The organism is Mycobacterium sp. H4Y, from assembly GCF_000364405.1.
Classification (GTDB): domain Bacteria; phylum Actinomycetota; class Actinomycetes; order Mycobacteriales; family Mycobacteriaceae; genus Mycobacterium; species Mycobacterium intracellulare.
Map to the genome: position 1 here is coordinate 1,917,601 of NZ_AKIG01000001.1, position 17,980 is coordinate 1,935,580.

The 17,980-nt window shown below is 68.1% G+C and carries 18 protein-coding genes and 1 riboswitch; of the genes, 2 read left to right on the top strand and 16 right to left on the bottom strand.

All coding sequences use genetic code 11. From position 1 onward, the window contains the following. Positions 1-158 precede the first annotated feature (158 nt). Positions 159-256: riboswitch (glycine riboswitch) on the bottom strand. Positions 257-317: 61 nt separating this feature from the next. From W7U_RS08615 to W7U_RS08665, 11 genes are all read right to left on the bottom strand, one after another. Continuing rightward, a complete protein-coding gene (locus W7U_RS08615) occupies positions 318-947 on the bottom strand; it encodes a MerR family transcriptional regulator (RefSeq protein ID WP_008256979.1) in 630 nt (209 codons plus the stop codon). A gap of 255 nt (positions 948-1,202) precedes the next feature. Next, positions 1,203-1,697, bottom strand: a complete 495-nt coding sequence (locus W7U_RS08620) for a bifunctional nuclease family protein (RefSeq protein ID WP_008256980.1) — start codon at positions 1,695-1,697, stop codon at positions 1,203-1,205. A 111-nt stretch (positions 1,698-1,808) separates the two neighbouring features. Beyond that, complete coding sequence (locus W7U_RS08625; protein ID WP_008256983.1) at positions 1,809-2,558, bottom strand: MerR family transcriptional regulator; 750 nt, start codon at positions 2,556-2,558, stop codon at positions 1,809-1,811. Then, positions 2,558-3,040 carry a glycogen accumulation regulator GarA gene (garA, locus tag W7U_RS08630; protein WP_008256985.1) on the bottom strand — a complete coding sequence of 161 codons (483 nt, stop codon included), beginning with the start codon at positions 3,038-3,040 and terminating at the stop codon, positions 2,558-2,560. The genes W7U_RS08625 and garA overlap by 1 nt, the downstream gene beginning before the upstream one ends. A gap of 229 nt (positions 3,041-3,269) precedes the next feature. Continuing rightward, entirely contained in the window at positions 3,270-3,668 is a 399-nt protein-coding gene (gene gcvH / locus W7U_RS08635) for a glycine cleavage system protein GcvH (protein ID WP_008256987.1), read from the bottom strand. Between the two features lie 27 nt (positions 3,669-3,695). Beyond that, entirely contained in the window at positions 3,696-4,508 is an 813-nt protein-coding gene (locus W7U_RS08640) for a DUF881 domain-containing protein (RefSeq protein WP_008256990.1), read from the bottom strand. Positions 4,509-4,583: 75 nt separating this feature from the next. Continuing rightward, positions 4,584-4,916 carry a small basic family protein gene (locus tag W7U_RS08645; RefSeq protein ID WP_008256991.1) on the bottom strand — a complete coding sequence of 111 codons (333 nt, stop codon included), beginning with the start codon at positions 4,914-4,916 and terminating at the stop codon, positions 4,584-4,586. 52 nt (positions 4,917-4,968) lie between these two features. Then, positions 4,969-5,880: a DUF881 domain-containing protein gene (locus tag W7U_RS08650; protein WP_008256993.1), complete on the bottom strand. Its 912-nt coding sequence runs from the start codon at positions 5,878-5,880 to the stop codon at positions 4,969-4,971. Further along, positions 5,873-6,502, bottom strand: coding sequence for a CDP-alcohol phosphatidyltransferase family protein (locus tag W7U_RS08655; RefSeq protein ID WP_008256996.1), 630 nt, complete (start codon positions 6,500-6,502; stop codon positions 5,873-5,875). Before W7U_RS08655 ends, W7U_RS08650 begins: the two co-directional genes overlap by 8 nt. 94 nt (positions 6,503-6,596) lie before the next feature. Next, positions 6,597-8,921, bottom strand: a complete 2,325-nt coding sequence (gene secA2 / locus W7U_RS08660) for an accessory Sec system translocase SecA2 (protein WP_008256997.1) — start codon at positions 8,919-8,921, stop codon at positions 6,597-6,599. Positions 8,922-8,958: 37 nt separating this feature from the next. Then, positions 8,959-10,602: an acetolactate synthase gene (locus W7U_RS08665; protein ID WP_008256999.1), complete on the bottom strand. Its 1,644-nt coding sequence runs from the start codon at positions 10,600-10,602 to the stop codon at positions 8,959-8,961. A gap of 87 nt (positions 10,603-10,689) precedes the next feature. Here W7U_RS08665 and W7U_RS08670 point away from each other — a divergent pair, with 87 nt between their 5' ends. After that, the gene (locus tag W7U_RS08670) at positions 10,690-12,609 is read left to right on the top strand and encodes an ABC transporter ATP-binding protein/permease (RefSeq protein WP_008257000.1); all 1,920 of its coding nucleotides are present in this window, start codon (positions 10,690-10,692) and stop codon (positions 12,607-12,609) included. A 202-nt stretch (positions 12,610-12,811) separates the two neighbouring features. Here W7U_RS08670 and W7U_RS08675 read toward each other — a convergent pair whose 3' ends face one another. From W7U_RS08675 to W7U_RS08685, 3 genes are all read right to left on the bottom strand, one after another. Beyond that, positions 12,812-14,305: an FAD-binding protein gene (locus W7U_RS08675; protein ID WP_008257003.1), complete on the bottom strand. Its 1,494-nt coding sequence runs from the start codon at positions 14,303-14,305 to the stop codon at positions 12,812-12,814. Positions 14,306-14,354: 49 nt separating this feature from the next. After that, the gene (locus W7U_RS08680) at positions 14,355-14,858 is read right to left on the bottom strand and encodes a VOC family protein (protein ID WP_008257004.1); all 504 of its coding nucleotides are present in this window, start codon (positions 14,856-14,858) and stop codon (positions 14,355-14,357) included. Between the two features lie 138 nt (positions 14,859-14,996). Beyond that, positions 14,997-15,680, bottom strand: coding sequence for a TetR/AcrR family transcriptional regulator (locus W7U_RS08685; protein WP_020822605.1), 684 nt, complete (start codon positions 15,678-15,680; stop codon positions 14,997-14,999). Positions 15,681-15,802: 122 nt separating this feature from the next. Here W7U_RS08685 and W7U_RS08690 point away from each other — a divergent pair, with 122 nt between their 5' ends. Continuing rightward, complete coding sequence (locus W7U_RS08690; RefSeq protein ID WP_008257008.1) at positions 15,803-16,249, top strand: nitroreductase/quinone reductase family protein; 447 nt, start codon at positions 15,803-15,805, stop codon at positions 16,247-16,249. A gap of 18 nt (positions 16,250-16,267) precedes the next feature. Here the strand turns inward: W7U_RS08690 and W7U_RS08695 are convergent, their stop codons facing one another. Then, entirely contained in the window at positions 16,268-16,945 is a 678-nt protein-coding gene (locus W7U_RS08695; protein ID WP_008257010.1) for a hypothetical protein, read from the bottom strand. A 94-nt stretch (positions 16,946-17,039) separates the two neighbouring features. Then, positions 17,040-17,975: a sterol desaturase family protein gene (locus W7U_RS08700; protein ID WP_036428896.1), complete on the bottom strand. Its 936-nt coding sequence runs from the start codon at positions 17,973-17,975 to the stop codon at positions 17,040-17,042. Between the last annotated feature and the right edge of the window lie 5 nt (positions 17,976-17,980).

Consider the following 17,980-nt stretch of genomic DNA (forward strand, 5'->3'; position numbering starts at 1 on the left):
GCGACGACGGATCGAGGCAGAGGACGAACGGCCCTCTCCCTCTGTCTTCACCCTGCGCCGGGCGCCTGAGAGATTCGGCGCCGGATGCCTGTCCCGGGCGCCTTTCCCCATCGGCGGGTGTCGACCCGCCGGGTCGTCACCGCTTTCCAGAGGCATCATTGTTTCGCGCGGTCCGGGTGCCTGAGAGGTTGACGGAGAGGTGTTGCTCCTTCGGCGTCCGTGACTGGCCGTCACGGAACTCTCCCGCTCGAATACGATGCGCGGCCCAGTTTACTCGGCCACGGGTGCGCGCGGTCGCGCGCTGTCGGGGCGCGCCGTCAGCCGATCTTGCGGTCGCGGTGCTTGCGCCGGGACGCCAGCTCGTCCTCGGGTTCGGCGATCGACTCGCCGCCGTCGGCCCGCTCGCCCGGGAAGTCGGCGATGACGCCGGTCAGCTCGCGCATGGCGCCGGACACGGCGATGCCGAACACGCCCTGCCCGCCCTGGAGCAGGTCGACGACCTCTTCGGCCGACGTGCACTCGTAGACGGTGGTGCCGTCGGAGAACAGGGTGATGTTGGCCAGATCCTGAACACCGCGCTGCCGCAGGTGGTCGACCGCGACGCGGATGTTGTGCAGCGAGATGCCGGTATCGAGCAACCGCTTGACGATCTTGAGAACCAGGATGTCTTTGAACGAGTAGAGCCGCTGGCTTCCGGAGCCCGCCGCGCTGCGGATCGACGGGACCACCAGCGAGGTGCGCGCCCAGTAGTCCAGCTGCCGGTAGGTGATGCCGGCGATCTGGCACGCGCTGGGACCGCGGTAGCCGACGAGTTCGTCGGGCACGGAGTCGTCCGGGAACAGGCCGGGCTGCACGGGGGGGCCGGCCGCGGTGATGCTGCGGTCGCTACTCGCGTCGGTGCCCTGCTCAGCTAGGTTGAGCTGTTCTTGGCGTGGCTGCTCGCTCACGGTGGTTCCTCTCCGCGATCGCGCTCTCGTCGTTAGCTGCGTTGTTGGCTGCACCGCAGCCACGTCTGCTCAGGCCCGAGTGCTAGTGAGCTTACGCTTTCCGATAGCCGCCGCGCCTGAAGTCGTGATCAAAGTATGGCCGCCCCGGGGCCAACTGGGCGGGCTATCCGCCAGCGTGTCGACATCACGTTGCCAGTTGAGACGGATCCGTGATGTCCCCACCAGGTTAGTCGAGCGCGATCCGCCCGGAGCGCGCTAGGTGGCTTTGAAATCGTCGGGAGACACGCTGTCGAGAAATTCCTTGAACTTCTCCACCTCGTCCTCGCGGACGGCGGTGCCGCCCTCTTCGTCGGTCTCGTCGGGGATCAGCAACCCGGCCTGGGCAAGCACGGGTTCCTCGACATAGATCGGGACGCCGACGCGCAGCGCTATCGCCACCGAATCCGAGGGCCGCGCCGACACGGTGATGTTGCGGTCGAACACCAGGTCGGCGTAGAAAGTGCCTTCCTGCAGATCGACGATCCGCACCTCTTTGAGCGAATGCCCAAGCGCGGCAATGACATCCCTGATCAGATCGTGCGTCAGCGGACGAGGCGGCTCGACACCCTGCTGCTCGAGGGCGATGGCGGCAGCCTCCGACTGGCCGATCCAGATCGGCAGGTAACGGTCACCGTCGGTTTCGCGCAGCAACAACACCGGCTGGTTTTGCGGCTGCTCTACGCGAATGCCGACAACACGAACCTCACCCATTTGTGTCTGTCCTCCGCATTCGTGGCGCCGGTTGGATTGGCATTCCCAGCGGCGGCGAGGTCAAAAATCCGCCCTACCGCCGAAACCAAGCTGTCGACCGAAGTCTAGTCCTCAGCGATCCAGAACGTCGCGAACGGCGGATTTGATCAACGACGTGTGCAACGTGATGGCCAGCGCCGCAACTTCGCGCGCCAAATCGTCGGCGCGATCCCGGGCACCGGCCTTGTTGGCTTTGACTACCGGCCCGGCGATTTGGGCGATCAAATCCGACTGCCGGTCCGCCGCCGACCGGAATGCGCGCAGATGCCGCGGCTCGACGCCGTAGTCCGACAGCGCCCGCGCGCATTGCAGGATCACGACGGCGTGCTCGTCGAAGAAACCCGCGGGACCGGTGGTGATGACGCCGGCCTTGAGCAAGGCCGTCAGCAGGTCGTCGTCCACGCCCGCACGCGCCAGTAGGTCTTCGCGGCTCAGCCGGACGTGCGTGGCCGCCACCGCCGAGGTGTCCGCTCCCGCGTCCGCGCCGGCCTCCCCGCTTCGGTTCACCGACACCAGGCGCGGGACGGCATAGGAGGTTTTGAACGGCGGTAGCTCGCCGTCGGGCTGGGCGTCCAGTTGCGCCCGGATGACCTTCAACGGCAGGTAGTGATCACGCTGCGCGGTAAGGATGAAGCGCAACCGCGCGCAGTCGTACGCGGTGAACCTCCGGTAACCCGACGCGGCCCGTTGCGGCGTCACCAGCCCCTCGGCCTCCAAGAAGCGAATCTTGGAGATGGTGACATCGGGGAAGTCCGGCCTCAACAATTCCAGGACCGCCCCGATCGACATCCCGGCCAGTGCCGAGCTATCGGGTGCGCTCACTAGCCCGAAGATCCTCCATCCTCACCCTGCTTGGGTCCGGTCAGAAACACCAAGCGGAACTTGCCGATCTGCACTTCGTCGCCGTTGGCCAGCACCGCGGAGTCCACGGGCTCACGGTTGACGTAAGTGCCGTTGAGACTACCAACGTCGACGACGCTGAATTCGTTGTTTTCCAACCTGAATTCGGCGTGGCGGCGGCTGACGGTCACGTCGTCGAGGAAGATGTCGCTGTCCGGGTGCCGGCCCGCCGACGTGGTGGGCTGGTCGAGCAGGAACCGCGATCCCGCGTTGGGACCCCGTTTGACGACCAGCAGCGCCGAACCCGCCGGGAGTCCCTCGACCCCGGATACCGCGCTTTCCGTGCCCGCCTGCGCGGGTGCGTCGAGCTCGTTGAGGAAGTCGGCGCGAAAGACAGAGGTCGTCTCTACCGTGACTTCGTCCGAATTCTGGTCTTGCTGACTTCCTGAGTCCATGTCCGTCACGCGCTGCTCCTCACTGGCCGCTGTGGCGTTGTCTGTCCGGGCCGCTCGGCCGGCCTCCGCACCAGGTCTTGTTGCCCGGTATGCCGGTCTTCAAAAGGTAGATCTGTCGACGGTACCGCGCACCGGCCTGCAATGCGCCCACCACTTGGCGATCCGAAACGTCGGTTCCCCCACGTGCCGGCTGCACCGTCGGCCTCGCCGTGCGAGGCTGCAGGGACATTAGCAATCGTCATTCGGTCAGCGTTCCGCGGTAGGCCTCCGCGTCGAGCAACGACGAAATGGCGGACTCCACTTCGGCGACGTCGGATACCTGCACATCCAGCAACCACCCGGCCCCGTACGGATCGGAGTTGACCAGTTGCGGGCTGCCTTCCAGATCGGTGTTGACGGCCGACACTTTGCCCGAGACCGGGGCGTACAGGTCCGACACCGATTTCGTCGATTCGACCTCGCCGAACGATTCACCGGCGGTCAGCTCCGCGCCCACGTCGGGCAGCTGAACGAACACGACATCGCCCAACGCCGACTGTGCAAAGTCGGTGATGCCCACCCGCAGTGTGTCATCGCCGCTTCGACGAACCCATTCGTGTTCGGCGGTGTAGCGCAGATCGGGCGGGATATCGCTCACGAGTGATCCTGTCTGTTCGGGAATTGCTCACTTGACGGGCTGAGCGTATTGGTGCGGTTTTGGTTGCCGCAAGGTGGTCACGTCCACCCGGTCGGCCTGCTGGACGGACATCCGCGCCCCGACGCGCTTGACCGTGTCCTGCGCGCCGCCGGGAATGTTCATCGCCGCGGCCAGGGTGGGCGGATCACCAATCGCCAGAATCGAATACGCGGGCGACAGCGTTTTGGAGTCGACGGTCAGCGACCCCGGCGCACCCGCGACCCACGTGTCGACGCCCACCCGCACGGACTGGTGGGCGTCGTTGACCTCGATCGCCTCCGCGCCCGCCGCGCGCAACTCGTTGATCACGTCGAGCATCGCCTCGGGGGAAACCCCCGGCCCGGGGTCCTCGATCGTGACGGTGACGCCGGGCCCGGTGGCGCCCACGGCGCCGACCAGGATGGACAGCGCCGCCAGCCGGGATTGGGCGGACTGGATGGCGGCCTGGTCGTTGTTGCCGGACGCCTGCAGCGAATTCAGCGTGTTCTCCAGCTCGTTCACCTCGCTGCGGAGTGTGCCCTCGCGCTGCCGCAACGAATCCAGCAGCACCAACAGGTCGGCGGGGCGTGCCGTGTCCAGCGAATCGCCCGATTCGGTCTGGCGAACCTGGGTGACGATGGCGATCCCGAGAAGCAGACACAACAGGACGGCCAGCGTGCCGAAACCCAGGCGGGAGCGGCCGCCGCGCAGCATGCCGGACAACCCGCCGCGGGGGTGTTTCCCGCGCTGTTCGTGACGCCCGTGTGGCGCGGCCTGATCCGGCGCCGCGCCGGCGTCGCGATCCGTCGGATCCTGACTCACGCTGAGCTCGCCGGGATCATGGCGCCGCTCCTCTTCATCGCGTCGCTCTGCATCGTCGCCGGCGCGGTCATGGCGTCACGCCCCGAACAGCCGGCGGCGCAGGGCCGCGGCGTTGCCGAAGATGCGGATACCGAGCACGACGATGATGGCCGTCGACAACTGGGTGCCCACCCCCAATTGGTCGCCGACATAGACGATGAGCGCGGCCACGAAGACGTTGAACACGAACGAGATCACGAAGACCTTGGGGTCGAAGATCCGTTCCAGGTAGGCACGCAACCCGCCGAACACGGCGTCGAGCGCCGCCACCACCGCGATCGGCAGATAGGGCTGCACGACTTCGGGCACCGAGGGGTGGAAAACCAGGCCCAGCGCGATGCCGATCGCCAGCGCCGCGATCCCGATCATGCTGGGTTTCCCGTCTCGCACAGGCGAAACTGTGTGTTCGGGACTTTTCTCACTATGGCCCAATCTGCTTGGCGAACTTGACATCCCGGACGGATCCGGCGGGCAGCGAAAGACCGTCGGCGATATCCACCGTAACCACCACACCGTAGGAAATCTCCAGCAGCCTCAGGCGCTGCAGCCCCGGGCTGTTGTCGAAGACGTCGCGCATCGACCGCGGCGGCCCGATCGCCAGGATGGTGTACGGACTGCTGGTCGGGTTGTTGTCGACGAGGATCGCGCCGCCGGCCTGCCGGATGGTCACGTTGGGCCCGATCCGCACGCCGCCGACCGAGATCGCCTCGGCGCCGCTGGCCCACAACGAGTTGACCACCAGCTGCAGGTCGCGGTCGAGGATGATCTGCCTGCTGCCGCCGACCCGCTGTTTGGACACGTCGGAAAGGTTCGGGCTCGCGCCCGGATCGGTCACGGTCAACTTCAGGCCGGGACCGATGACCGCCGTGCTGGCGGCCGCCACGCTGAGCGCGTCGAGCCGCTTCAGCAACCGCTGCCCCTCGGCATCGTCGGCCAGCACGCGGCGCTGCACGTCGTCGAGTCGTGTCGAGAGCTGGTTGCGCCGCTGCGCCAGCTGTGTCGCCGAGCCTTCCATCGCCCGCACGTTGCCCAACAGCAGTTGCTGGGCGTCGCGCACCCCGGGGGCGACCGAACGGGCCTGCGCGACCGCGGCGGCGAAGACGGTCGCGATGAGGAGCGCGGCCAGGGCCTGCCACAGCCAGCCGAACGCGCGCTGGCGGCCTTCGGTGGTAGCTCGCTTGGCCGCCGCCGCGGCGTAGCCGGGATCCAGGTGCTCGGACAGCAGCGCGCGCAACAGCGAGGGCACCGGAATCTGTTGCGGCCGGGCCGCCACGTGCGCGCTGTGACCGGCGTTGGGGTCATAGCCGCCGAGCCGGCGGTCCACGTCAGCCATGGTCGGTCGCCTTCGCCACGGCCGGCGGGCGCGACCCGCGATCGACCTTGGGCATGCGGCGCAACACCAGCGTCATCTGGACCGCATACTGCACGAACGCCCACAGGTAGCCGTACAAGCCCCAGATCAGGAACGCCCACCCGCAGGCGCCTACCACCCGGCTCCACAGCGCGTCCCACGTGCCCAGCAGCACCAGCGGAAAGCCCGACATGAGGGCGAACGTCGCCGCCTTGCCGATGTAGGTCACCGGCAGCGCCGAGAGTCCGCGGCTCCACAGCAGCGGCAGCGTCGCGGCCAGCAGGCCATCGCGTGCGAGCAGGATCGCGACGAACCACCACGGCACGATCCCGCTGAACGCCATCACGACGGGAACGGCGACCATGTAGAGGCGGTCGACGGCGGGGTCGAGCAGCACGCCGAGCCGCGAGGACTGATTGAGCAGCCGCGCGATCTTGCCGTCGGCCCAGTCCGAGGCGCCGCTGAACATCAGGATCGCGACCGCCCATCCGTGGGCGTGCGCGACCAGCAACACGTAGATGAACACCGGAATGAGCGCCAGGCGGATGGCGCTGAGCGCGTTGGGGACCGTCAGCACCCGGTTGGGCGGAAGCACCGGCTCCATGAGCCGTGACCTTAACGCGACTCCACGCCGAACGCCCGGCTGGGCGCACACTCGAACGCGAACGCCCGGCTGGCCGCACGCTCGGCGAGTGGGTCTAGCGGAACACGCCGGGCAGGCTCAGCGTGGACAGCGTGTCATCCGACAGCGGGTTGTCGTTGACCATGTACGTCCACGTCGACGTCGGCCGCGCCAGCTTGGACAGGTCCAGTCCCGGCTCCTCCTCGAGGACGTTCGCGGTCTCGAAGGTCTGCTGGGCCGCCTCGATCGCGTCGGCGGCCAGCGACGCGAACGCGTCGACGGCCAACCGGTGAAACTCGTCCAGCGGGTTCTGCCGGCCCAGCGCCCGCAGGTGGATACTCTCGCGGATGTCGGCCAAGTAGGCCAGATGGTCGGCCCAGCCGCGGTCCAGGTGATAGAGCATGATCTGCCGGCAGATCGTCTCGAGGCGTTCTTCGGAGATCTCCTCGGCCAGTTCCTCGTAGCGCTTGGGCGCCAGCTCGGCGAGCTCCTCGCGCGCGGTCGCGGTGCGCAGCAACGTATTTCGCCGATCGACGATGATGGCGCGCTGCTGGGCGATCAACTGGTTGTAGCGCCAGGTGTTCGCGTGCACGTCGAGCATGCGGCCCTCGGCGACCCGCTGGGCGTGGTCGAGCAGCCCGGCCGCCTTGGGGCTGACGATCCGGCCGTCCTCGTCGGTCTCCATCGGCAGTTTGTTGTGGTCCAGGTTGGCCGCCACGACGTCGTCTTCCCAGCTGGAGAAGAACACCGACGACCCCGGGTCGCCCTGCCGCCCGGCGCGGCCCCGCAGCTGGTTGTCCAGCCGCTCGGTGTGGTGCCGGCCGGTGCCCACGACGTGCAGCCCGCCCAGCTCGGCGACGCGGTCGTGGTCGGCCTCGTCGGAGCCGCCGAGCCGGATGTCGGTGCCGCGCCCGGCCATCTGCGTCGACACGGTGACCACGCCGAACTTGCCGGCCTCGGCGATGACCTGGGCCTCCTCGGCATCGTTCTTCGCGTTGAGCACCACCGCGGGCACGCCGCGGCGCAGCAGCCGTTCGTGCAGGTCCTCGGACTCGGCGACATCGCGGGTGCCGACCAGCACCGGCTGCCCGGTCTCGTGGACGTCGGCGATGTGCGCGACGATCGCTTCGTTCTTGGCCGCGCCGGTGATGTAGACCCGATCGGACTCGTCTTCGCGAATGTTGGGCTTGTTCGGCGGGATCGGCGACACACCGAGCTTGTAGAACTGGCGCAGCTGCTCACCGGCGGCCAGCGCGGTGCCGGTCATGCCGCACACGGTGGCGTAGCGGTTGATCAGCGCCTGCACGGTGATGGTGTCGAGCACCTCGCCGGTTTCGGTGGTCTCGATGCCCTCCTTGGCCTCGACGGCGGCCTGCAGCCCGTCGGGCCAGCGCTGCAGCTGGGCGATGCGTCCGCGCGAGGAGTTGATCAGGTGCACCGCGTCGTCGCGCACGATGTAGTGCACGTCGCGCTGCAGCAGCACGTGCGCGTGCAGCGCGACGTTGACCTCCGTCAGCGTGGTGCCGACGTGCTCCTCGGAGTACAGGTCGATGCCGCCGAGCGCCTTTTCGACCTTGCGCGCGCCGGCGTCGGTCAGGTGGACGTTGCGGCTGTCGGAGTCCGTGTCGAAATCGGTGTCGGCGTTGAGTTCACCGACCAGCTTGATGATTTCGAGCCGCGGGGTCTCCCGATGCGTGGTTCCCGCCAGCACCAGCGGCACCAGCGCCTCATCGACCAGCACCGAGTCGGCCTCGTCGATGAGGGCCACGTCGGGGTTGGGCGACACCAGGTCGTCGACGTCGGTCACCAGCTGATCGCGCAGCACGTCGAAGCCGATCTCGTTGACCGAGGCGTAGGTGACGTCGCAGCCGTACGCGGCCCGGCGCTCCTCGCTGGTCGACTCGGCGGTGATCCAGCCGACCGACAGCCCCATGGCTTCGATCAGCGGACCCATCCATTCGGCGTCACGGCGCGCCAGGTAGTCGTTGATCGTCACCACGTGCACGTGCCGCCCGGCGATCGCGTACCCGGCGGCGGCGATCGCGCCGGCCAGGGTCTTGCCCTCGCCGGTGGCCATCTCGATCACGTCGCCGGCCAGCATCCGCAGCGCCCCGAGCAGCTGAACGTCGAACGGCCGCAACCCGCTCGCCCGTTCGGCGGCCTCGCGGGCGATGGCGAGGAACTGCGGGATGTCCTCGGAGTCGGCGAGGTCCTCGAGGTTGAGCAGCCCGGCCGCCTTGCGCAGCTGCTCGTCGCTCAGACCGGCCGCCTCGCCGTCGTATTCCGAGGAGTCGTTGACCTGGGTGAGGGAGCGGCTGCGGTCCTTTTCGGTGCTGGCGCCGAGCAGCTTCCAAAAGCGGCTGCTCAGCCGTCCGGGTTGAGCGCGGGTCGTCTTAGGCACAGGTCAACGGTACGCGGTGGGCTGCGGCGCCCACTCATCATGCGAGGTTGGATCGGCGTGGATAGGCGATGTCCGGGTCGGTGAGCACGTTGACGACGGCGGGCATTCCGCTGGCGAAGGCGCGCTCCAGGGCGGGCCGCAGCTCGCCGGGTGCGGCCACCAGCTCGGCGTGGGCGCCCAGGGCGCGCGCCACCTCGTCGTAGCGGGTCCCCGGGCGCAGTTCGGCCACCACCGAATAGCCGTACAAGGCTTCCATGGGGTGCTTTTCCAGGCCCCAGATGCCGTTGTTGCCGATCACGGACACGACGGGCACGTTGTGCCGGACCAGCGTGTCCCATTCCATGCCGCTGAAGCCGAACGCGCCGTCGCCTTGCAGCAGCACCACCTGGCGCTGCGGCCGGGCCAGCTTGGCGGCCAGGGCGTAGCCGGGCCCCGAACCCAGGCAGCCGAAGGGGCCGCTGTCCAGCCAGCACCCCGGCAGGTAGCTGTCGATCACCCGGCCGGCGTAGGAGCCGAAGTCGCCGGCATCGATGACGACGATGGCGTCGCGGTCCAGCAGGGGCGCCAACTCCGCGTACACCCGCATGGGGTGCAGCGGGACGCGGTCGTCGGCGAGCTCGGCGTTCTCCTTGGCGCGCGCGGCGGTCTCGGCCGCCCGGAGTTCCTCGACCCAGTCTCGGTGCCCGGCGCCCCCGGCGGTGGCCAGCGCCGCCAGGATCGTCAGCAGGTCACCGTAGAGCTCGGCCTGCACCGGCCGCGGATGGCGGCGCTCGGGTTGGACACGGTCGACCACGACGAGCTGGGTCTGTTGCCCGAACACCGCACCGAAGCCGAGCCGGAAATCCATCGGCACGCCGACGATCAGCGCAATGTCGGCCTCCCCCAACGCTTTTCCGCGAACCCGGGAGAACGCCAACGGGTGGTCGGCCGGGACCGCGCCGCGGGCCATCCCGTTCATCAGCACCGGGATCTGGAGTTCCTCCGCCAGGCGCAGCAGCGCGGCTTCGCTGTGTCCCCACCACACGTTGGTGCCGGCCATGATCACCGGGCGCTTCGCCGCGGCCAGGAGACCGACGGCCCGGGTCAGCGCCCGGTCATCGGGCGCGGGCCCGGGCGGCACGTCGACGAGCGCCCCCGGGCGCGGGTCGTCGTCCGACATGGAGAACACGTGGTCCATCGGGAAGTCGACGAATCCCACGCCCGACGGCGCGCCGACCGCGGCGCGCAACGCGTCATCGACGAGCCGCCCGGCGTCGGCCGCCGATTGCGCGGTGGCGGCGAAGCGGGCCAGCGGCGCGACGAACGGCACGTGGTCGATCTCCTGCAGCGAGCCCATCCCCCAGCGCTGGGCCGGCGCCCGGCCGCCCAGCACCACGAGGGGCGACTGGTTCTGCTGCGCCGCCGCCATCGCGCTCATCCCGTTGGTGACGCCCGGCCCCGCGGTCAGCGCCGCCACGCCCGGGACCCTGGTCACCTTCGACCAGCCCTCGGCGGCGAAGGTCGCGGTCTGTTCGTGGCGGGTGTCGATCAGCCGGATACCCTCGTCGCGGCAGCCGTCGTAGATCGAGAACAGGTGACCGCCGGACAGCGTGAAGACGGTGTCGATTCCGCTGGCTTTGAGCCGGCGCGCGACGAGTCGGCCGGCATGTACGGTCTGGCTGGACGGAGCGTCGATGCTCATCTGCGCAGCCTATCGACAACCGCTCGGGTAGCTTGCGGGCTCGGGTAGCTTGCGGGGAAGTGCCGACCTCAGAAGGAGACGCCGAAATTGGACTCGAAGCTCTTCAAACCGTCCATTGATTGGTCGTCGGCATTTCAGGACTCCCTGCGGTGGCTCGCCATCGCGTGGGTCATCGGTGCCGTCTGTCTGCTGGCCGCGCTGGTCGCAGCCAGGTACCTGACCCCGTGGGGCCGTCAATTCTGGCGGATCACGCGCGGCTACTTCGTCGGGCCGACCAGCGTCAAGGCATGGCTGGGACTCGGCGTGCTGCTACTGCTGGTGCTGTTCTCGGTCCGGCTCAACGTGCTGTTCAGCTATCAGAGCAACGACATGTACACGGCTTTGCAGGTGGCACTCAAGGGGCTCGCCACGGGCAACGAGGAAGTCAAACACTCGGGGATCCACAACTTTTGGGTCTCGCTGGGGATTTTCATCCTGCTGGCGGCCATCTTCATCGCCCGGGTGATCCTCGACATCTACCTGACGCAGCGGTTCATCATCGCCTGGCGCATGTGGCTGACGGGCCATCTCACCGACGACTGGCTCGCGGGCCGGGCCTACTACCGGGATCTGTTCATCGACAAGACCATTGACAACCCCGATCAGCGCATCCAGCAGGATATCGACATCTTCACCGCGGGGGTGGGCGGCACCCCGAACATCCCGTCCAACGGGACGACCAGCACCCTGCTGTTCGGTGCCGTCAACGCGGTGGCATCGGTGATCTCGTTCGCCGCGATCCTGTGGAACCTGTCCGGGGACTTCAATCTCTTCGGCGCGAACGTGCCGCGTGCGATGTTCTGGACCGTCCTGGTCTATGTCTTGATCGTGACGGTGGTCGCGATTTGGCTTGGGCGCCCGCTGATTTGGCTGAGCTTCAACAACGAGAAACTCAACGCCGCATTCCGTTACGCCCTGGTGCGGTTGCGCGACGCCGCGGAGGCGGTGGGCTTCTACCGTGGCGAGCGCGTCGAACGTACCCAATTGTGGCGGCGCTTCACGCCGATCATCGACAACTACCGCAGGTACGTGCGCCGGACCATTATCTTCAACGGATGGAACTGGTCGGCGACGCAGACCATCATTCCGCTGCCGTTGGCGATTCAGGCGCCGCGCCTGTTCACCGGGGAGATCGCCTTCGGCGATGTTACCCAGACCGCGCAGGCTTTCGGCAACATCAACGACTCACTGTCGTTCTTCCGCAACAACTATGACGCGTTCGCGGCCTTCCGGGCGGCGATCATCCGGTTGCACGGCCTCGTCGATGCCAACGACAAGGGGCGCGCGCTGCCCACCATCCTCGTCAAACCCAGCGAGGAGACCGCCGTCGAACTGCGCGGCATCGAGGTGCGCACGCCGGAGGGCGACCAGCTGGTCGACTCTTTGGACATCCAGCTCGACCTGGGCGACAGCCTGGTGATCACCGGACGCTCCGGAGCGGGCAAGACGACGCTGCTGCGCAGCCTGGCCGAATTGTGGCCCTACGCCTCGGGAACGCTGTGCCGTCCGGATGGCGACAACGAGACGATGTTCTTGTCGCAGTTGCCATATGTGCCGCTCGGCACGTTGCGCACCGTCGTGTGTTACCCGAATTCGCCGGACGGCGTCGCCGATGACCAACTGCGCGACGTGCTCACCAAGGTTGTTCTGGCGCCGCTCATCAGCCGGTTGGACGAGGAGCAGGACTGGGCCAAAGTGCTGTCCCCCGGCGAGCAGCAGCGCGTCGCGTTCGCGCGCGTCCTGCTCACCCGGCCGAAGGCGGTCTTCCTCGACGAGGCGACCTCCGCGCTGGACAGCGGCCTGGAATACGCGCTGTACCAACTGGTTCGGGCGGAGCTGCCGGAATGCGTGCTCGTGAGCGTGAGCCATCGGCCCGCCGTCGAGCAGCACCACGAGCAGCAGCTGCACCTGCTCGGCGGCGGCGCGTGGCAGCTGGGGCCGGTCGAAAAGGAGCCCGCGCAGGTCTAGCGGCTACGCTGCCCCGGCGCTGGGTCGTCGCGCGCCTACGCTCCCCCGGCCCTTCGGGCCGCGTGCGTTCCGGCGCTGGGTCGGCGCGCGCCTACGCTCCCCGGCCCGCCGCGCCGCGTGCGCTCCGGCGCTGGGTCGTCGCGCGCCTACGCTCCCCCGGCCCGCCGCGCCGCGTGCGCTCCGGCGCTGGGTCGTCGCGCGCCTACGCTCCCCCGGCCCTTCGGGCCGCGTGCGCTCCGGCGCGGCGCCCGAAGAACGAACCCTCACCCAGCTGTGTCCCGCTGGCGTAACCCTTGCCGTCCTGGGCGAGGTTTGACGCGCAGGCGCCGGCGGCATACAGGCCGGGCACCACGGTGCCGTCGTCCCGTTGCACCTCACCGTCGACGGTCACCGCGAGGCCGCCGATCGTGAAGCCCGAGTACATCGCGCGCCCGAGCGACAAATCGAACACCGCCCACGGCCCATTGTCTTGCGGCGCAAGGAATTCCGGCTGCTTGTGGAAATCGGGATCCTCACCGGCGGCGGCGAACTCGTTGTAGCGGTCCAGCGTGGCCGCGAGGTTACCGGCCGGGATGCCAAGCGCGGCTTCCATTTCCGCGATCGTCTCGTAGCCATCGAGGAAACGGATCAGCGGCATCGCCGGCATCTCGGTGTGCGCCTCGTCGACGATCAGGTAGGCGGTCTGCTCCGGCTGCTCGAGCACGAACGCCGACGTGCGCGAATGGTAGGAGTCCTCGGCGACGAAGCGCTTGCCCTCCTTGTTGACGATGACACCGGTCAGCAGGACTTCGGGCGGGTAGGCCGCCGCGGTGATGAACAGCTCGTCCATGTGCTTGGTGGCCCCGCCCGCCGAGACCCCCATCCGGATGGACAGCCCGTCGTCGTTGGGGTTGCCCAGGATGTAAGGCGCCGCCAGCCCGTGATGCTTGGTGCGCCGCGGCTGGCCCAAAGCGGGAGTGTGCTCGGCGACCATCTCCGGATTCATCGCGAAGCCACCGGCCGCGATGATGACGGCCTTGGCCTTGATGGCGCCCGTTTCGGTGAAGTGCTTCCAGGCGACGCCGACCACGGCGCCGTCGTCGTCCAGGATCAGATTGGTCGCCCCGGTCTCGTAGCGGGTCTGCACGCCCAGGGCGTCGGCGCGTTTCACCAGCAGGTCGATGACCATGGCCGCGCCGCCCAGCTCGCCGGGGACCGGCACGGAGTGCCCGCGCGGCGCCGGCTTGGCCCGCTCGCAGAAGGGCCACACCTTTTCGTTGCCCGTGTAGCTGAGGCCCTCGGTGCCCGGCGGCACGACGACTTTGCCCGGGTAGTAGCTGCGCTCGAACTGAAAGCCCAAGTCTTCCAGCCAGTTGAAATGCTCGACGCTGCCGTCGCAGTAGGCGCGGATCTTGTCGAGTTCGGGCTCACGCGACACCTCGACGAGGTACTTGTACATCTCCTCGGCGGAGTCGTCCTGACCGGTCGCCTGCTGCACCGCGGTCCCGCCGCCGAGGTAAAAGTGCCCTCCGGCAAGGGAAGTGGTTCCGCCGGCCGCGGCCGCGCGTTCGAGCACCAGCACCCGCGCCCCCTCGGCCGCCGCACTGACCGCGGCGCATCCGCCGGCGATGCCGAAGCCGATCACCAACACGTCGACCTCGTCGGACCACGACGTCACGTCGTTGGCGCTGACTGTTGGCGGTATCTCGGTGCTCATTGGCGCCACTCCTGCTCATCGCTCTGCTTTGCATCGTCGCCGGCGCGGCTCATCGCCGCTGCTCCTGTTTGATGTAGTCGTAAAACGCCCTCATTTCGGGCGCGATGTATGCGAACTCCACAAACGGCACTCCCGCCTGCGGCGCCGCGACGTAGGCGAATTGGATTCCGCCGGGCATCACGCCTTGCTGCACGACCGCGGCGCCCCGCTCGGCGGCCTGGACCAGCACCGCCTCGAATTGCTCGGGGCTTTCAGCCTCCATGCAGATGTGGTGCAAACCGGCCCCGCACTCGCGCAAAAAGTCACTATAGATGTTCTCGCCCCGCACCGGTTGGATCAGCTCCAGCTGCATGTCGCCGAGATAGCTCAGGGAGATACTGGCGATGAAATCGGCGGGCTTGCCGTGATAGCTGCAGGCGTCCGGAGCAAAGTGCACGTCGGGGATGCGCACCCACTTCCTGACGCCTAACAGGCCGGTGAGCGCCGTTTCTGTCGCGTCGAGGTCGGTGGTAACCCAGGCGATCTGCGTCGGCGACTCGAGAAGAGGGGTCATCGTCTCGCACAATAGTCCAGCCGCCGGGCCGCCAGAAAGGGGCCGAACGACTTTGCCATGCCGAATCGTTCCGCGCCCGAAATCCCGGGGTGAACACGTTCTAATTCGCTGCCCCTGTCCCGCCGGCGCTCCAAGGCGTCAATGCTGGGCGAGCACGTCCACCAGCAGTCGCACCTGGGTGTCGAAGATCGCTTCCGGGTCGGTCAGGGTGTCCGCGCCGTATTGCCCGAACACCTCCAGGCTGATGGCACCGAGCACCCCGGCCCACAACAAAAAGCACTTGGCAAGCACCTGATCGTCACCGGGAAATCCGAATTCGTGCCGGATGCGTTCGAAGTCCGACGACATCGGTTGCGGCGCAAGGTCATTGGTCAGGCGGATGTCCCCGGTGGCGATTCCGGCCGCGACGGCGTCGAACAACGCCGCGACGACCCGGGTGCCGACGGCCACCGTGCGCTCCGGAGGCGCGTGATAACCGGGGACCGGGCTGCCGTACAGGAGCGCCCAGCACGCGGGGTGCGCGACGGCCCACCGCCGGGTCGCCCGCGCGATGGCGATGACGTCGTCGCTCCACAGTTCTCCCACGGTTTCGCGGGCGCGTTCCACGGTGTCGGCCAGGTCGGAATAGGCGTCGACCAGCAGCAAGGTCAGTAACTCGTCGCGGCTGGCGACGTACCGGTACACCGCCGAGGAGACCATGCCCAGGTCGCGGGCTATCGCGCGCACCGACAGTCCGGCCGCACCGCGTTCCACCAGCTGGCGGCGACCGAGTTCGATGATGCGCGCCTCGATCTGTTCCCGCGACTGCTGGCGTTTGCCCACGCGGTCAGTCTGACACAACCGAGAACGCTGCTCTTGCTTTCCGAACCGGGGTGTGGCAGCGTCATCAAAAGCGAGAGCGCCGCTCTCGTTAGTTCCGAGGAGCTTCGCCGGAAGGACCCGCCATGCCCACGCGTTATGAGGAGCCGAACCGGGCCGCCCGCGCGGCCAACGTGGTGATCCGCTGGCTTGCCGACGCGGGGATCAGCATCGCCGGCACCCGTGCGCTGCGCGTTCGCGGCCGCAAGTCGGGCAAGCAGCGCGCGGTCGTGGTCAACCTGCTGACCGTCGACGAGGTGGACTACCTGGTCTCGCCCCGCGGCAACACCCAGTGGGCGCGCAACGTCCGGGCCGCGGCCGTCGTCGAGGTGGGTCCCCGGTGGCGCCGGCACCGCGTTCGCGCCACGGAGGTCGACGACGCGGCCAAACCCGATCTGCTGCGGCGCTACCTGTCCCGGTGGTACTGGCAGGTCAAGGACTACGTCGCGGGGCTGACGCCGGACAGCAGCGACGAGGAGTTCCGCGCCGCGGCGCCCACGATTCCGGTATTCGCGCTGACCAAGGCGCGCTGACGGCGTCCGATCGGGGCCCTAACGGGCGTTGTCCCGCGCCCCGAGATCCTCGCGAACCTGCTGCGAGGTGGCCCCCCACGACACCGCCGCGGGGAAGTCCCCCCACACGCTGTTGAAGATCCCGACGAGCTGTCCCGGGCCGCCACCGGGCGCCAGATACACCGGCCCGCCGGAGTCGCCGTTGTGGCTCTGCACGCCGTTGGACATGGTGAACCAGCCGTTGTTCACGCTCTGCACCGTCCCGCAGGTCTCCCCGGTGATCACGCCGTAGTGACAGATCGGCTGCCCGGGCGCCAGCGCCAGTCCGGGGTCGGAGACCAGCGGACGACCACTCGGCAGGATGTTGTTCGCCGTGACGTCGTTGTCCAGCACGATCGCCTCGTAATCGTTGATCACCTGGCTCGTGGACACCGTCGTCCCGCTGGGGGTGTTGTCCCGGAAGGCCGCCAGGCGGCCGATGACGGTGCCGCCCCGATCCGTCACCACTCCGCCCCCACCGCGGCAGTGCCCCGCGGTGAACGCGACCTTCAGGGCCGGGTCGACGTATCCCAACGTGCAGACGCGGTTGTCCTGGCGTATCTCCATGCCCGGATACACCAGGACATCGGCTCTTGCCGGCGCGGCCGGCAGCAAGGAGGCGAGCGCGGCGACAGTAACCGACGCGGCGAAGGCGCGCGTTGCCAGGCGATGCACCATGAACTCCGATCCATCGGGCGGACACCGACGGGAGGTCGAGGTTACGGCGTAACCGTCCTCCACGTTCAGCTTTTCGCGCCGCGCAGCGCCGATGTTACAGAGAGGTCACGAGCGCGGCGGCGGCATCGGTCTGGCCGGCGGTACGCGGGGCCCACCCGGGCGGACCGAACACGTAGCCCAGCCGGTCCCGCAGCCGGGTCGCGGTTCGCCAGTCGCGGGCGATCGCGACGTATTCGCGCGTCTGCAGCTTCCAGATGTTGAAGGTGTCCACCTGCTTCGTGAGGCCGTAGTGGGGGCGGAACAGCTCCGGCTGGAAGGTGCCGAAGAGCCGGTCCCAGATGATGAAGATGCCGCCGTAGTTCTTGTCGAGGTACACCTTGTCCATTCCGTGGTGCACCCGGTGGTGCGACGGCGTGTTGAAGACGAACTCGAACGGCCGCGGCAGCTTGTCGATGCGCTCGGTGTGGATCCAGAACTGGTAGATCAGGTTCACGGAGAAGCTGAAGAACACCATCCATGGCGGGATTCCCAACAGCGGCAACGGGATCCACATCAAGATCTCGCCGCTGTTGTTCCACTTCTGGCGCAGCGCGGTGGCGAAGTTGTAGTACTCACTGGAGTGGTGGGCCTGATGGGTCGCCCAGATCAACCGCACCCGGTGGGCGATCCGGTGGTAGGCGTAATACAGCAGGTCGACGCCGAGAATCGCGATCACCCACGTGTACCACGTGGCCACTGAAAGGTGCCACGGCGCCACGTAGGCATAGATCGCGGCGTAGCCGAGCAGGGCCAGGGTCTTCCAGCCGGCGGTGGTGGCCATCGAAACCAGCCCCATCGAGATGCTGGTCAGCGAGTCGCGGGTGCGGTGCGCCCCCGACGGGGGCCGCGCGGCGTCGGCCGCGAGGTGTTCCAGCTTGCGGGCCGCGGTCCATTCGAGGGTCAGCAGCAGCAAGAAGAACGGGATGGCGAGCAGCACCGGGTCCCGCATCTGCGGGGGCAAGGCGGACAGGAAGCCGGAGAGGGCGCTCACACCGG

Excerpts from the sequence above, each read along its gene's own strand:
- W7U_RS08620 (WP_008256980.1), bottom strand. The coding sequence starts at position 1,697 with ATGGGTGAGGTTCGTGTTGTCGGCATTCGCGTAGAGCAGCCGCAAAAC.
- W7U_RS08645 (WP_008256991.1), bottom strand. The coding sequence starts at position 4,916 with ATGATCGGGATCGCGGCGCTGGCGATCGGCATCGCGCTGGGCCTGGTT.
- W7U_RS08650 (WP_008256993.1), bottom strand. The coding sequence starts at position 5,880 with ATGGCTGACGTGGACCGCCGGCTCGGCGGCTATGACCCCAACGCCGGT.
- W7U_RS08655 (WP_008256996.1), bottom strand. The coding sequence starts at position 6,502 with ATGGAGCCGGTGCTTCCGCCCAACCGGGTGCTGACGGTCCCCAACGCG.
- W7U_RS08665 (WP_008256999.1), bottom strand. The coding sequence starts at position 10,602 with ATGAGCATCGACGCTCCGTCCAGCCAGACCGTACATGCCGGCCGACTC.
- W7U_RS08675 (WP_008257003.1), bottom strand. The coding sequence starts at position 14,305 with ATGAGCACCGAGATACCGCCAACAGTCAGCGCCAACGACGTGACGTCG.
- W7U_RS08680 (WP_008257004.1), bottom strand. The coding sequence starts at position 14,858 with ATGACCCCTCTTCTCGAGTCGCCGACGCAGATCGCCTGGGTTACCACC.
- W7U_RS08690 (WP_008257008.1), top strand. The coding sequence starts at position 15,803 with ATGCCCACGCGTTATGAGGAGCCGAACCGGGCCGCCCGCGCGGCCAAC.
- W7U_RS08695 (WP_008257010.1), bottom strand. The coding sequence starts at position 16,945 with ATGGTGCATCGCCTGGCAACGCGCGCCTTCGCCGCGTCGGTTACTGTC.